The following is a 12,682-nucleotide window of genomic DNA, read 5'->3' as shown; positions in this document are numbered from 1 at the left end:
CGTAGTCTACGTCACCAGGTCGGTCGCAATGCGACCAAGGGTCCTACCAAAATGCCCGGCCCGACCTTGTCAACAGCGTCGGCTTGCTCGGGACCCACCACATTATCCTCCGCCAATGATGTCGTTACCTTGTCAAGGTGCGACTGTCAGGTAGCTCGGCGGAAGCTGACGTTCACTCGCCGATCCACGAAACTTGGCAAACGGCAGTAAATGGCCGGACGGCGACGCACACCAATCAGATTCGCAGAGCAGGCCTCCGCAACGCCCACAAACCACTCCCGAGCGCAGCGAATCGGAACTGGGAGTTTTGAACGAATTTTGAACAAATATTAAACAGCCCCTGCTGGGTAAGGCTTTGCGGGCGACGGGAAATGTCGAAATGGTACGGCCCCACGTCGAAACTCGCCACGCTGGAGCGATCGGGATACGCGCGCCGCAGCAGCGCTCCGACGCGCTCCCGGAACTCGGCTGGGCGCAGCGGCAACGCGACGTAATCGTCCGCGCCACCGGAGAGGGCTCGCACCATGCTTTCCTCCGACGTCTCCCGCGAGGCGAAGATGACCGGCAACCGGTCGCCGCCGACCGCCCGCACCGACCTCAGCACCTCCGCACCGGACAGGCGCGTGCCGTGCCAGTCCAGCACCAGCAGATCCACGGTGGAACGGGCGAGCGCTTTCGACATGGCAAGGCCGTCGTCGTAGGCCATGCACGTATGGCCCGCGCTGAGAAGAACTGTTTCGATGGACTGACGCATGACCGGGTCACGCTGAAGAATGGCAATGCGCATGGGGGATGACTCTTAACTGATAGCTCGGACGCGATTCTCAGAGGCAGGCCCGTTCCATCCCATAGGAACAATCCTAATTTACATATCTATCGACGCCGCCCGACAACTCCATCCCGCAACTCCTACAAGCTGCCGCGACGTTTCCCAGCGCGCAGAGCCGGAACCCGGTGGCGAAAACGCCCGTCCCCGTGGAACTTTTCTCAATCGAATTAAGCCCTTCCCGAGGCGGGCGACTTTCATCCTGTAAAATCCCCGCCTGGCCAAAGTCGTCATCGCGCCCCCTATCCGGGCCGGCGCGCCGGTGTCCCGTGCTCTACCCAGCGCCTACCACACTTCTCGCCCGACGACCGCCGTATTTCCACGCGCCACGTGTGGCTCACCATTCAAGACAACGACGTAGCAATGCAAGCGACAAATCTGGGTGGAGCGCAGGCTGTCACCCCACGCCCTCTTGGGCGCAGCGATTACAAAACGCTCGGCCTCGCCGCCCTCGGCGGAGCGCTCGAGTTCTACGACTTCATCATCTTCGTGTTTTTCGCGCCGGCGATCGGTCAGCTATTCTTCCCGGCCGCGATGCCGGAGTGGCTGCGCCAGGTGCAAACCTTCGGGATCTTCGCGGCGGGCTATCTGGCGCGGCCGCTCGGCGGCATCATCATGGCGCACTTCGGCGACCTGTTCGGCCGCAAGCGCATGTTCACGCTGAGCGTGCTGCTGATGTCGGTGCCCACGCTGATGATGGGCCTACTGCCGACCTACGCGAGCATCGGCGTGCTGGCGCCGGTGCTGCTGCTGCTGTTCCGCGTGATGCAAGGCGCGGCGGTAGGCGGCGAAGTGCCGGGCGCCTGGGTGTTCGTCTCCGAGCACGTGCCGCAGCGGCATATCGGCTATGCATGCGGCACGCTGACGGCCGGTCTCACGGCCGGCATCCTGCTGGGCTCCTTGATCGCCTCGGCGGTCAACCGCAACTTCGCGCCGGCGGAGATCTCCGCGTATGCGTGGCGCCTGCCGTTCCTCGTGGGCGGCGTGTTCGGCATGTTCTCCGTCTACCTGCGCCGCTGGCTGCATGAAACGCCGGTCTTCGCCGAACTCAAGCAGCGCAAGGCGATCGCCGCCGAAGTGCCGCTCAAGGCCGTGCTGCGCGACCACGGCCGCGCCGTGATCGTCTCGATGCTGCTCACGTGGATGCTGTCGGCCGCGATCGTCGTGGTGATTCTGATGACGCCGACGCTGCTGCAAAAGCAGTTTCATGTCGCGCCGGCCACCGCGCTGCTGGCGAATTGCGTGGCGACGCTGTGCCTGACGATCGGCTGCGTGATGGCGGGCTCGATCGCCGGCCGCATCGGCGCCGGTCGCGCGATTTTCATCGGCGGACTCGCGCTGGCGGTCACGTACTACGTGATGTTCCAGCAACTCGCCGTCGATACGTCTGCGCTGGTGCCCCTCTACGCCGTGGCCGGCCTGTTTGTCGGCGTGATCGGCGCGATTCCGTTCGTGATGGTCAAGGCGTTCCCGCCCGTCGTGCGGTTTTCGGGCATTTCGTTCTCGTATAACGTCGCCTATGCGGTGTTCGGCGGCCTCACGCCGATCGCCGTCTCGCTGATGATGAAGTCCAACCCGATGGCCGCGCCGCTGTATGTGGGAGCGATCTGCATTCTCGGCGCATTGACCACGCTGTTTATCAAGGACGCAGCGCCGCAAGCTCGCTGAGCGGGGCTGGCGGTCGACGCGACTTGACCCGTGAAAAAACGACCCCCGCGATGCGCGCGCATCGCGGGGGTCGTTTTTCAATGGCAAGGCTGCGGCAACACGACGGAGCGGCCAAAGAACCGCTGCGCCGCGCCGCGGCTTACAGCGACGCTTCCTGAATCGTGCCGGTATCGATCGCGCGTTCGATCAGCCCTTCGCTTTGCGCCTTCGTGATCGCATCGGCGATCAGCTTGTCGGGCTCCTCGATCTCCGCCTTGAGCGTGCCGATGAGGCCGGACGCATCCAGCACGACGAGTGTTTTCGCCGAATCAGCCAGGCTGATGATGACCCGATGAGGCGTGGGCCCTTCGCCGAGGCTCGCGCACAACTGCATCACCTTGCCGCCAATGGTTTGCTCGAAACTCTGAATCATTGTTTGCTCCCTTGGTTGCAGCCAGAATCGATGGCGGCGGGCGCCCGCCGCCCGGGCTCCGTATCAGAGCCCCAGCCCGCCGCGCGGCGCACGTGCGCCGTCGATGCTGATACGGCCCGCGCCGGTCACGAACAGCAGCAGGAAGCCGCCGGCGATTCCGATGTTCTTCCAGAAATGGATCACCATGTCGCGCTGCAAAGCCGGATCGGTGACGTTCCAGAAATCGTGGCCCAACACCGCTGTCGCCACGGTATAGACGGCCATGATCACGGCAAGCGGACGCACCTTGAAGCCGACGATCAGCAAGAGGCCGCCGAGCGCCTCTACCACGGTCGCGATCGGCGCGGCGATCTGCACGAACGGCACGCCCTTCGAATGCAGGTAGCCGACGAAGCCCGCATAGCCCAGCAGTTTCATCACACCGCCCCACAGAAACAGCACGGCAAGGGCGATACGTGCGATGAGGATAACGCCGGAATCGACGGGACGCGCCATGAGAAGCTCCTATAAATGAATAAGCAGCAGACCCGGTCAGGTTGCCGCAGTTCCCCGCCTTGCACCTGAGGATATGTGCATTACCCGCCTTTTCCAAGCTCGGGCGGGGCCGAGCGGCGCGGCGCCCGCCGTATTGGAGCGCAGGCGATTACCGAGGCGCATCCGGCGCAAGCAGCACGCCCTTGGTGAACACGAAGCAACCATAACCGCGCTCCTCGCCCGTGGCGATCACGCAATAGGCTTTGCGCGCCCGCTCGTAAAAAGCGAACCGTTCAATCGACGCAAACGGCACCTCGCGCCCTTCCGCGGCATTGACCTCGGTCTGCGCCTCGCGCTGCACCGCCGGAATCGTCTGCGGCTCGCCGACCACTTCCATCCGCGAGGCGGGGTGTTCGATGAACGTATCCAGCGGCATCACCGACAGCACCGCGCGAATCGCGCGCGGCGCGCTCACGCCGTCGAGGCGAAGCAGGTTGCCGAGCACACTCTCGCGGGCGACCGAATCGCCCGGAAAGTTCGCGTCGCAAATCACCAGTTCGTCGCCATGGCCCATCGAGCGCAGCGCATGCAGCACATCGGCATTCAGCAGCGGGTCGAGATTCTTCAGCACGGTGTCTCCTTGTAGTTCGATTGGCGGCTGGCCGCCCGGTTTTAAACAACAGTCGATTCTTTACGCAGCGACCGCTTCACGCCCGCGTTCGGGTCTCGCCGATACGACCGGCGCTCGACGAGAACGGAACAGCGCCGCCGATTGCATTCCGGCGATCGATTGTAGCAAGCAACTTTGCGTCCATCCGCGCAAACCCGCGCGAGACGCCGCACCGCCACCGCAGCCAGCCGACCAACGCCAGCAGCACGAGGCCCACGCCGCCGAGAACCGGCTCGCGCCACGCGAGCAAGGCGGTGAACGTGAACGCGCGCGCGCCGGCGAGCAAGGCGAAACCGGCGATGGCGCTGCACAACGCGTCGACGGCGCACGACAGGCGCGCGAACGCGATGACGGTTCGGATAGCTGTGGCGGCAGCGGGTTCAGGCATGATCGTCTCCGTGAAAAGATGACGCCGGTCAGGCGGCGGCCGGCACCTGATCGAGGAAACCGGTGACCGCCTGCAGGCGGCCATGCGCATCGACCACGCCGAAATCGGAACCCTTGACGATCGCCTCGCCCGCGGGCGTGGTCAGTTCCCAGGAAAAACGCAGCCGGTTCGCGAAGCCGTCGACCTCGGTCGTGCGGCGAAACGTGTGATGCGGGAAGCGTTCATGCACCGCGCGGATCATCGCGTCGATGCCGTCGTGGCCCGCGCCCGCCAGCAGCGGATCACGATAGTCGGCATCCGCGGCCCACGTCGCGGCGATCAACTCGCGACGGCGCGCGCCATCGGTTTCATTCCATGCGTCGAAATAACGGTCGATCAGATCGGTATGCGCATTCATCTCAGACTCCTTCATAGGTAGCGACTGAGCACTACGCTCGGCAAACACGTTGTATGCGGCGGGCTCGGAGTGAAGATTGGCGGCTCGCGCGCGGCGCGTCGATTACGTGCGAGGTAATGGATTGCCAGCGCGGCTTGGCTATCATCGTTGGCATGAATACGCTCTCTCTTGCGCAAACCGCCCCGTCGAATCCGCCGACGGCCAGCCGCACGGTCGGCGATCTGCTGCGCGAATGGCGGCAGCGGCGACGAATGAGCCAGTTGCTGCTCGCCGCCGAGGCCGATATTTCGACGCGGCATTTGAGCTTCGTCGAATCTGGCCGCGCGGTGCCGAGCCGGGAGATGGTCATGCATCTGGCGGAACGGCTCGACGTGCCGCTGCGTGCACGCAATGCGCTGCTGATCGCGGCGGGTTATGCGCCGTTGTTCCGTGAGCGTCCGCTCACCGATCCCCAGTTGGCCGCCGCGCGTGAGGCCGTCGAACTGGTGCTCAAGGGGCACGAGCCGTATCCGGCGCTCGCCATCGACCGTCACTGGACCATCCTTGCCGCCAACAGCGCGCTCGCGCCTCTGGTGGCGGGCGCAAGCGCGGAGCTGCTGAAGCCGCCGGTCAATGCGCTGCGCCTGAGCTTGCATCCGGAGGGGATCGCGGCTTCCATCGTCAACTGGCATGCCTGGCGGGAACACGTGCTGGCCCGGCTGCAACGTCAGATCGACGTAAGCGGCGACGACACGCTGAGCGCGTTGCGCGACGAGTTGGCGGGTTATCCCGCGCCGCCTGGTGCGGAGGCGATCGACCCCGACCCGGCCATCAATCAGATTGCCGTGCCGCTGCGGCTACGCACGCCGCTCGGGCTGCTGTCGTTTTTCAGCACCACCACCGTATTCGGTACGCCGGTGGACGTGACGCTATCGGAGCTTGCGATCGAAGCGTTTTTTCCAGCCGACCAGCACACCGCGGCGGCGTTGCGCGAGTTTGCCGAAAGCCAGCGCGCCCAGGCGGCGCCTTAGTCGTGGTTTGATCCCGCAACACCGCCGAAACCGGGCAATGCGCGCCGGTCACGACCGCCCGATTCGAACAACCGTCCACGGAGATGCACTTGAACAATCACGCCGTGCTGATACGCCAACTCGGACTGGCCGACCGCGACGCCTACTTCGAACTTCGCCTGCGCGGACTGAAGGCGCATCCGGAATCATTCGGCCAAAGCTACGCGGACGCGCTGGCAAGAGGTGCGGCGCAACACGACGCCATGTTGGAAGGTTCGCGCGCGGCCGACGGTGATTTTCTGCTGGGCGCTTACGCATCGGCCGGCGCACCGCTCGTCGGCGTGGTTGGAATGCGGCGCAACCCGCGCGACAAGGAGCGGCACAAAGCCGCCGTGGTCGGCATGTACGTCGCGCCGGAAGCCGCTGGGCGTGGCGTTGGGCGCGCGCTACTCGACGAGTTGCTGGCGCGTGCGGCGCGAATAGAAGGTTTGCGGCAAGTCCAACTCATGGTCGGCAGCCGCAACGAGGCGGCGCGCAAGCTGTACGAGTCGCTCGGCTTTCGGATATACGGATGCGAAGTCGACGCGCTGAATGTCGACGGCGTGTTTCACGACGCCGATTTGATGGCGCGGTTCATGTGAGCCGTCGCTGTCTCGAACCGGCGGCGCGTGATCTGACCTCCTCTTGCCCTAACAGACCGGCTACGGCTGACATCCAGGCCAGGGCGAACGGCCCGTCATGGACGGCCGATGCGGCCGCTGTTCCCGGCCCCGCAGTCGAGCGGGTTCGACCGGCCGGCCCACGATGTTACGAAAAAAGTTACAAACTCGGCCTGGTTTGTAACGAGGGCCGCGACGATCTGTTACATCTGTGATTTGTCCCCCACCTCCGAAAACGTGCGGTATTTATTACATCTCAGCAGATCGCCCTTCTGCTTTTTCTTTTCCAGGCGCGCTTAAATCGGCGAGATCGCCCCACACTTGTCGTGTGCTCAGACGAAAGCTTACAAGTCCTGTTCTATAAGGGTTTTCAGGGACCAGACGAAGGCCGCCCCAACCCAAAAATGTGCATAACGGCTTCTATTACGAGCCCGTGAAAAAATTACCTGAAATTGATGTATCTTTTTAGCGATATTTTTTCGAGAAGGGATTGATTTCTTGTTTTGCCCTTCATACAATTCGTCCCAAGCTGTTACGAAATGTAACGCGATGTATCAAAAAGTCGCCATCTGTATCAAGACATGTAGCCGGAGGTCATCGTTTCCGGCGAGGCATAAAAGAGAAAACGGCAAAAAGCCGGCATGGTAATTCGGGGCTTCGGAAACAGAGAAAATGGACCGTAGCAGCGAGACGCTGGATTCAATCCGCGAGATCAACTTGTCGTACATCATGCTTGCGCAGCGCATGTTGCGCGAGGACAAAGCAGTCGGGATGTTCCGGCTGGGACTGTCATCGGAACTGGCCGATCTGCTTGGCGGGCTGTCGCTCGCGCAGGTCGTCAAGCTGGCCGCTTCCGATCAACTTTTGTGCTTCTTCCGCTTCAACGACCACGCCATGTTGTCGGCGTTGACGCAAACCACGAAGCACGCAGCAGTTGCACCGACTCACGCGGCAATCCTGCTTGCGGGCCAGCCCGCCGAGCAGTTCGCTTAATCGAGGTGACTGCGATGCTCAAGCGTAGCCTGACGGAAGACGCACAAGAAGTATTCCGCGCCATCGCGCTGATCGAACTCGGCGCACGCATGCAGGTGCTGGAGAGCGAACTGACGCTCTCACGCGACCGCATGATTCGCCTGTACCGCGAGGTCAAGGGCGTATCGCCGCCCAAGGGCATGCTGCCGTTCTCGGCGGACTGGTATATGACGTGGCTGGCGAACATCCACGCATCGTTGTTCTACAACACGTACCTGTTCCTGAAGAACGAAGCGCGTTGCTCGCATCTGGATGCGCTGACCAAGGGCTACCGGCTGTATCTCGAACACTGCAAGCACAGCGAAACCGAACCGGTGCTGGATTTGACGCGCGCCTGGACGCTGGTGCGTTTCTTCGACGCCGACATTCTGCAGTTGACCAAATGCTGCCGTTGCACCGGCAAGTTCGTCGCGCACAAGCACGATTTGCAACACAACGTGGTGTGCGGCGCGTGCCAGCCGCCGTCGCGCGCGGGCAAGACGAAGAAAGCCGCAGCGGCCCGCCAGGAAGCGCTCGATGCAGCGCAGATCGCGCAAGCCGCCTGAGCTGAACTGAATCGAGAAGGGCTGGTCCGCCCGACTCGAACCGAAGCCTGAGAAAAAAGTCCGCCGTTACGAGCGGACTTTTTTTGTCACTTCCACCGCCACAGCCACCGGCACCCCCGCGGCTACCACCTCAAGCCGCCCCGGCACCGCCTCAATCCACCAGCCCAACCGTCTGCACCACCAGCCACAAGTTCGCCGCGCTGATCGCCACGAACAGCATCCACGCCAGTAGCCGCGTCGGCAGCTTGTTGGCGAATTCGCCCATCAGCGAACGGTCGCTGGTCATGCGGATCAGCGGATAAAGCGCGAACGGCAATTGCAGGCTCAACACCACCTGGCTTGCGACCAGCAGTTTGCCGACCGCGCCGTTGCCCATCATCTGCACGCCGATCAGCGCGGGGATCAAGGCGAGCGCCCGCGTGATGAAGCGCCGTTGCCAGCACGGAATTTTCAGGTTCAGAAAGCCTTCCATGATGACCTGCCCGGCCACCGTGCCAGTGAAGGTCGAGCTTTGTCCCGAGGCGAGCAAGGTGACGGCGAACAGCACCGCCGCCAAACCGGTGCCGACGATCGGCGCGAGCAGTGTGTAAGCGTCTTCGATCTCGGTGACCTGATCGTGGCCGGTCGCATGAAACGCCGCCCCGGCGAGAATCAGGATCGCCATGTTGATCAGCAGCGCGAGCACCAGCGACACGATCGTATCGATGCGCGACATGCCGATCGCCGACCCGATGCTCGCGGCGTCGCGCTTCACCGCGCGCGTCTGCACGATCGACGAATGCAGGTAGAGGTTATGCGGCATCACGGTCGCGCCGAGAATGCCGATCGCGAGATACATCGGCTCGCGGCTGCTGAGCGCCTCCCACGACGGAATCAACCCTTGCGCGACCGACGGCCAGTGCGGCTGCACCAGCGCCAATTCGATGACGTACCCCACGCCGATGGTCGCGATCAGGCCGAGCATGATCGCTTCGAGGTCGCGGAAGTTCTTGCCCTTGAGGCCGAGCACGATCAGCGTATCGAACGCGGTCAGCAAGACGCCGGTGGTCAGCGAGCATTTGAACAGCAGATGGAAGGCGAGCGCGCCGCCGAGCACTTCGGCCAGATCGCAGGCCACGATCGACACCTCGGCGAGCAGCCATTGAACGCGCGCCACGCCCGGCGAATAACGCGCTCGCGACAACTGCGCAAGATCGCGCCCGGTGACGATGCCGAGTCGCATGCTCAGGCATTGCAGCACCATCGCCGCGAGGCTCGACAACATGACGACGAACAGCAGACTGTAGCCGTAGCGCGATCCGGCTTCGATATCGGTGGCCCAATTGCCCGGGTCCATGTAGCCGATCGAGATGAGCAGGCCGGGGCCGGCGAATTGCAGGATTTTTTTCCAGAAAGGCGCGCCTTGCGAGACGGCGACCGAGCCTTGCACCTCGGATGGGCAAAACGGCGCCGTTGCGGTAGTCGGGAGTTTGAACTGCAAGTCGGCAATCTCTTGAAGGGGGATAAACCGCGGCGCGTCATAAGGGGGATGGCCGCCGCGAACCGCCTCAAGTGTACAAAGAAACCTCCGGCAATGTCCCGCTCAGTGCATAACGGCCGACGTCGCGCACGCGATAGTCGAGCGGATCGTGCAGCGTATGCACGCGAGCGTTGCGCCAGAACCGGTCGAGCGCGAGCGGCGCGTGGGTGGCGCGGGCGCCGCAGGCGTCGAACAGTTTTTCGCTGACGTCGAGCGCGGCGCGATGCGCCAGGATTTTCGCCTCCGACGTGGCGAGCGCGACGTGCGCGCGGGCTTCCGCGGAAAGCGCCGGACCTTGTTGCCACGCGTCCTCGAGTGCGTAGGCGGCGCGGGTCGCCAGCGCTTCCGCGCTCACCGCTTGCAGGCGCATTTCGCCGAAACGCTGGATCAGATAAGGATCGTCGGTGGCCTTGTCGACGCCGGAGCTGATCCACGGCTTGCCATGCTGATTGACGTAGCCGCGCGCTTCCTCGAGCGCACCTTGCGCGATGCCCACGAACAGATTGATCAACACCTGCTGCGAAACCAGCGTGCGCAAACTCGCATACGGCGTATCGGCGCGCACGAGCACTTCATGCGGCTCGACCCTGACCTGCGCGAAGGACACGCTGCCGCTGTCGGTCTGCCGCTGACCGATCGGATTCCAGTCTTCGTGGACGGTGATGCCCTCGCGCGTGGTCGGCACCACGGCGAACACCGGTTTGCCGCTGACCGGATCGTGCGCGGAGACGGTCATCATCCGCGAGCCGCGCGTGCCCGAGCAAAAGCCCTTCTGGCCGTCGAGACGATAGCCGCCGTCGCCGCTCGCGCTCGCGACGAGCCGCGTGTCGAGCGGATTGACCGCATTGCCCCACCACCAGCGCCCTTCCACGGTGCCGCCCAGATAGCGCGCGCGTTGTTCGGGGTTGCCCCATACATTGACGCTGACCACCTGCAAGCAGGTAAAGCCCAACAGATGCGCCAGCGCACTATCGACCGCCGCGATCTTGCGAATCGTCTCGTAGATGTTGGGCCAGCGCGCGCCGAGCCCGCCGAATTCGCGCGGCACGGCGAGCGTGAGCAGTCCCGCATCCGCGATCCATTGTTTTTCCTGGGCTGCGTGACCGCCGTCGCGATCGCGCTGCGCGGCGCTGGCGCGCAATGCGTCGAGCAAGCCGGCGAGATCGCGCACCACGGGCGCGGCGCACGCCTGCTGCGTTTGCAGCGCCTCGGGATGACGGGGTTCGTTCATGCAATGTCCACGTGAAAAGGTTTGACGAGCGACGCAAGCATCATAAGCGCGGTCCGGCCGTCACGCGCGCTGCGCCAACCGTCGCACGAAGCGGTCGCCGACGAACTGCACGGCCGTCACGATGACGATCAGCAATACGATCACCGTCACCATCACCGTGGTATCGAAACGCTGATAGCCGTAACGGATCGCCAGATCGCCGAGGCCGCCCGCGCCGACCGCGCCCGCCATTGCGGACGAGCCGATCATCGCCACCACCGTGATCGTGAAGCCGCCGAGAATGCCGGGAAGCGCTTCAGGCAGCAGCACGTGCCAGATGATGTGACGCCGTTGCGCGCCCATCGCCTGCGCGGCTTCAATCAAACCGCGGTCCACTTCGCGCAGGCTCACTTCGGCCACGCGCGCAAAAAACGGAATCGCCGCGATGCTGAGCGGCACGATCGCGGCCCATACGCCGATCGTCGTGCCGATCAGCAAGCGCGTCAACGGCAGCAGCGCGACCAGCAGAATGATGAACGGCGTGGAGCGGAACACGTTGACGAGCGCGCCGAGCGTGCTGTTCACCGCGCGCTTTTCGAAGATGCCGCCGCGTGTCGTGGTCACCAGCACCAGCGCCAGAGGAATGCCGGCCAACGCCGCGACGAACGCGGAGACGCCGACCATCACGACGGTGTCGCGAATCGCGTCCGCGAGTTCCGAGAGCCAGAGATCAGACATAGCCGAGCACCTCGACGTGATTGGCGTAGCCGCGCGCGCGCTCGACGAGCGTCGCGATCTGCTTTTGAATCGTGCCGTGCGCATTCGCGCGCACTTGCGCGGACACGACCAGACGCCCTTGCGCATGCCCTTGAATCCTGTCGATGCCGCCATGCACGAAGCTCACGCGCCCACCTTCGACGCTCAGCGCCGAAGTCAGCCCGCCGAGATCCGGCTCGCGCGCATCGGCTCCGGTGAAACGCACGTCGAGCAGAATCCGCGCATCGGTGTGCGCGATGTCGTGCAAAGGCTTGATGCGTTCAGCGAGATCCGCGGGCAAGTCGTGCACGAGCGTGCGCAGCAAGGCGCGCGTCGCATCGTGCCGGGGATCGCCGAACACGCGCCACACCGGTCCGCTTTCCACCACTTCGCCGCGCTCGATCACGGCAACCGTATCGCAGACTTCGCGAATCACCTGCATTTCGTGCGTGATCAAAACGATGGTGAGGTCGAGCCGCCGATTGATGTCGCGCAGCAACGCGAGAATCGCCTGCGTCGTTTCGGGATCGAGTGCGGACGTGGCTTCGTCGCAAAGCAGAATCTCAGGATCGGTGACGAGAGCCCGCGCAATGCCGACGCGCTGTTTCTGACCACCGGAGAGGCTCGCCGGATAAGCGTCGCGTTTGGCGGACAGGCCGACCAGTTCGAGCAGCGCGTCGACTTTGGTGTCGATCACCGCTTTCGGCGTGCCGGCGATTTTCAGCGGTAACGCAATGTTCTCGCGCACGGTTTTCGCGGAAAGCAGATTGAAGTGCTGAAACACCATGCCGATGCGCCGCCGCAATGTAACAAGGCCGCGTTCGTCGAGTTCGCCGACGCTCACGCCGTTCACGCGCACGCTGCCTGAACTCGGCTTCTCCAACCCGTTCACGAGCCGCAGCAGCGTCGACTTGCCCGCGCCGCTGCGGCCGATAATGCCGAACACTTCGCCGTGCGCCACGTTCAGCGTAACGTTCGAAAGCGCCGCGGTCGGCACGCCGCGCGCATGAGTGAAGGTCTTGCCTACGTCGTCGAATACGACGACGGCTCGCGTCGCCTGAAGCGAACCAGGATTCGATGCGAGGGACGGCGTGTCTTCAATGAACTGCGGCACGTCGAATAGATTAGCCATTGCTT

The 12,682-nt window shown here is 63.8% G+C and carries 14 protein-coding genes and 1 pseudogene; 5 read left to right on the top strand and 10 right to left on the bottom strand.

The features are described from left to right. Window positions 1-363: 363 nt before the first annotated feature. Window positions 364-787: pseudogene (locus tag ACOCG7_RS04040) on the bottom strand (response regulator transcription factor); the annotation flags it as partial. 402 nt (window positions 788-1,189) lie between these two features. Between ACOCG7_RS04040 and ACOCG7_RS04035 the strand changes: the two are divergent. Then, on the top strand, window positions 1,190-2,494 hold the full coding sequence (locus ACOCG7_RS04035; protein WP_421376916.1) for an MFS transporter: 1,305 nt from the start codon (window positions 1,190-1,192) through the stop codon (window positions 2,492-2,494). A gap of 139 nt (window positions 2,495-2,633) precedes the next feature. Here ACOCG7_RS04035 and ACOCG7_RS04030 read toward each other — a convergent pair whose 3' ends face one another. From ACOCG7_RS04030 to ACOCG7_RS04010, 5 genes are all read right to left on the bottom strand, one after another. Continuing rightward, window positions 2,634-2,906, bottom strand: a complete 273-nt coding sequence (locus tag ACOCG7_RS04030) for a hypothetical protein (RefSeq protein ID WP_073430141.1) — start codon at window positions 2,904-2,906, stop codon at window positions 2,634-2,636. Window positions 2,907-2,969: 63 nt separating this feature from the next. Continuing rightward, window positions 2,970-3,401, bottom strand: coding sequence for a DoxX family protein (locus tag ACOCG7_RS04025; RefSeq protein WP_073430142.1), 432 nt, complete (start codon window positions 3,399-3,401; stop codon window positions 2,970-2,972). Window positions 3,402-3,549: 148 nt separating this feature from the next. After that, entirely contained in the window at window positions 3,550-4,011 is a 462-nt protein-coding gene (locus tag ACOCG7_RS04020; protein WP_073430143.1) for an RbsD/FucU family protein, read from the bottom strand. A gap of 76 nt (window positions 4,012-4,087) precedes the next feature. After that, the gene (locus tag ACOCG7_RS04015; RefSeq protein ID WP_227470546.1) at window positions 4,088-4,438 is read right to left on the bottom strand and encodes a hypothetical protein; all 351 of its coding nucleotides are present in this window, start codon (window positions 4,436-4,438) and stop codon (window positions 4,088-4,090) included. 28 nt (window positions 4,439-4,466) lie between these two features. Beyond that, the gene (locus ACOCG7_RS04010) at window positions 4,467-4,835 is read right to left on the bottom strand and encodes a nuclear transport factor 2 family protein (RefSeq protein WP_154871999.1); all 369 of its coding nucleotides are present in this window, start codon (window positions 4,833-4,835) and stop codon (window positions 4,467-4,469) included. 116 nt (window positions 4,836-4,951) lie between these two features. On the opposite strand from ACOCG7_RS04010, the gene ACOCG7_RS04005 reads away from it, so the two are divergent. The 4 genes from ACOCG7_RS04005 (at window position 4,952) to flhC (ending at window position 8,060) form a co-directional block, all read left to right on the top strand. Beyond that, window positions 4,952-5,845: a helix-turn-helix domain-containing protein gene (locus tag ACOCG7_RS04005; protein ID WP_421376912.1), complete on the top strand. Its 894-nt coding sequence runs from the start codon at window positions 4,952-4,954 to the stop codon at window positions 5,843-5,845. Window positions 5,846-5,928: 83 nt separating this feature from the next. After that, on the top strand, window positions 5,929-6,465 hold the full coding sequence (locus tag ACOCG7_RS04000; protein ID WP_083082464.1) for a GNAT family N-acetyltransferase: 537 nt from the start codon (window positions 5,929-5,931) through the stop codon (window positions 6,463-6,465). 690 nt (window positions 6,466-7,155) lie between these two features. Then, window positions 7,156-7,476 carry a flagellar transcriptional regulator FlhD gene (gene flhD, locus ACOCG7_RS03995; RefSeq protein ID WP_073430147.1) on the top strand — a complete coding sequence of 107 codons (321 nt, stop codon included), beginning with the start codon at window positions 7,156-7,158 and terminating at the stop codon, window positions 7,474-7,476. Window positions 7,477-7,490: 14 nt separating this feature from the next. After that, entirely contained in the window at window positions 7,491-8,060 is a 570-nt protein-coding gene (gene flhC, locus ACOCG7_RS03990) for a flagellar transcriptional regulator FlhC (RefSeq protein WP_073430148.1), read from the top strand. A 151-nt stretch (window positions 8,061-8,211) separates the two neighbouring features. On the opposite strand, the gene ACOCG7_RS03985 is transcribed toward flhC, so the two are convergent. From ACOCG7_RS03985 to ACOCG7_RS03970, 4 genes are all read right to left on the bottom strand, one after another. Further along, window positions 8,212-9,540 carry an Nramp family divalent metal transporter gene (locus tag ACOCG7_RS03985; protein ID WP_310125544.1) on the bottom strand — a complete coding sequence of 443 codons (1,329 nt, stop codon included), beginning with the start codon at window positions 9,538-9,540 and terminating at the stop codon, window positions 8,212-8,214. A gap of 67 nt (window positions 9,541-9,607) precedes the next feature. Further along, window positions 9,608-10,810, bottom strand: coding sequence for an acyl-CoA dehydrogenase family protein (locus tag ACOCG7_RS03980; protein WP_083082467.1), 1,203 nt, complete (start codon window positions 10,808-10,810; stop codon window positions 9,608-9,610). A gap of 60 nt (window positions 10,811-10,870) precedes the next feature. Continuing rightward, window positions 10,871-11,527, bottom strand: coding sequence for a methionine ABC transporter permease (locus ACOCG7_RS03975; RefSeq protein WP_073430151.1), 657 nt, complete (start codon window positions 11,525-11,527; stop codon window positions 10,871-10,873). Further along, window positions 11,520-12,677, bottom strand: coding sequence for a methionine ABC transporter ATP-binding protein (locus ACOCG7_RS03970; RefSeq protein WP_421376907.1), 1,158 nt, complete (start codon window positions 12,675-12,677; stop codon window positions 11,520-11,522). Before ACOCG7_RS03970 ends, ACOCG7_RS03975 begins: the two co-directional genes overlap by 8 nt. Between the last annotated feature and the right edge of the window lie 5 nt (window positions 12,678-12,682).

The sequence above is a fragment of the Paraburkholderia sp. DD10 genome (assembly GCF_049177125.1).
In the GTDB taxonomy this organism is placed as follows: Bacteria; Pseudomonadota; Gammaproteobacteria; order Burkholderiales; family Burkholderiaceae; genus Paraburkholderia; species Paraburkholderia terricola.
This window is presented reverse-complemented; position numbering and strand designations above follow the sequence as displayed.

What these genes read in the sequence shown, in the direction of transcription:
- ACOCG7_RS04035 (WP_421376916.1), top strand. Translation starts at nt 1,190, where the DNA reads ATGCAAGCGACAAATCTGGGTGGAGCGCAGGCTGTCACCCCACGCCCT.
- ACOCG7_RS04030 (WP_073430141.1), bottom strand. Translation starts at nt 2,906, where the DNA reads ATGATTCAGAGTTTCGAGCAAACCATTGGCGGCAAGGTGATGCAGTTG.
- ACOCG7_RS04025 (WP_073430142.1), bottom strand. Translation starts at nt 3,401, where the DNA reads ATGGCGCGTCCCGTCGATTCCGGCGTTATCCTCATCGCACGTATCGCC.
- ACOCG7_RS04015 (WP_227470546.1), bottom strand. Translation starts at nt 4,438, where the DNA reads ATGCCTGAACCCGCTGCCGCCACAGCTATCCGAACCGTCATCGCGTTC.
- ACOCG7_RS04010 (WP_154871999.1), bottom strand. Translation starts at nt 4,835, where the DNA reads ATGAATGCGCATACCGATCTGATCGACCGTTATTTCGACGCATGGAAT.
- ACOCG7_RS04005 (WP_421376912.1), top strand. Translation starts at nt 4,952, where the DNA reads ATGGATTGCCAGCGCGGCTTGGCTATCATCGTTGGCATGAATACGCTC.
- ACOCG7_RS04000 (WP_083082464.1), top strand. Translation starts at nt 5,929, where the DNA reads ATGCACTTGAACAATCACGCCGTGCTGATACGCCAACTCGGACTGGCC.
- flhD (WP_073430147.1), top strand. Translation starts at nt 7,156, where the DNA reads ATGGACCGTAGCAGCGAGACGCTGGATTCAATCCGCGAGATCAACTTG.
- flhC (WP_073430148.1), top strand. Translation starts at nt 7,491, where the DNA reads ATGCTCAAGCGTAGCCTGACGGAAGACGCACAAGAAGTATTCCGCGCC.
- ACOCG7_RS03980 (WP_083082467.1), bottom strand. Translation starts at nt 10,810, where the DNA reads ATGAACGAACCCCGTCATCCCGAGGCGCTGCAAACGCAGCAGGCGTGC.
- ACOCG7_RS03975 (WP_073430151.1), bottom strand. Translation starts at nt 11,527, where the DNA reads ATGTCTGATCTCTGGCTCTCGGAACTCGCGGACGCGATTCGCGACACC.
- ACOCG7_RS03970 (WP_421376907.1), bottom strand. Translation starts at nt 12,677, where the DNA reads ATGGCTAATCTATTCGACGTGCCGCAGTTCATTGAAGACACGCCGTCC.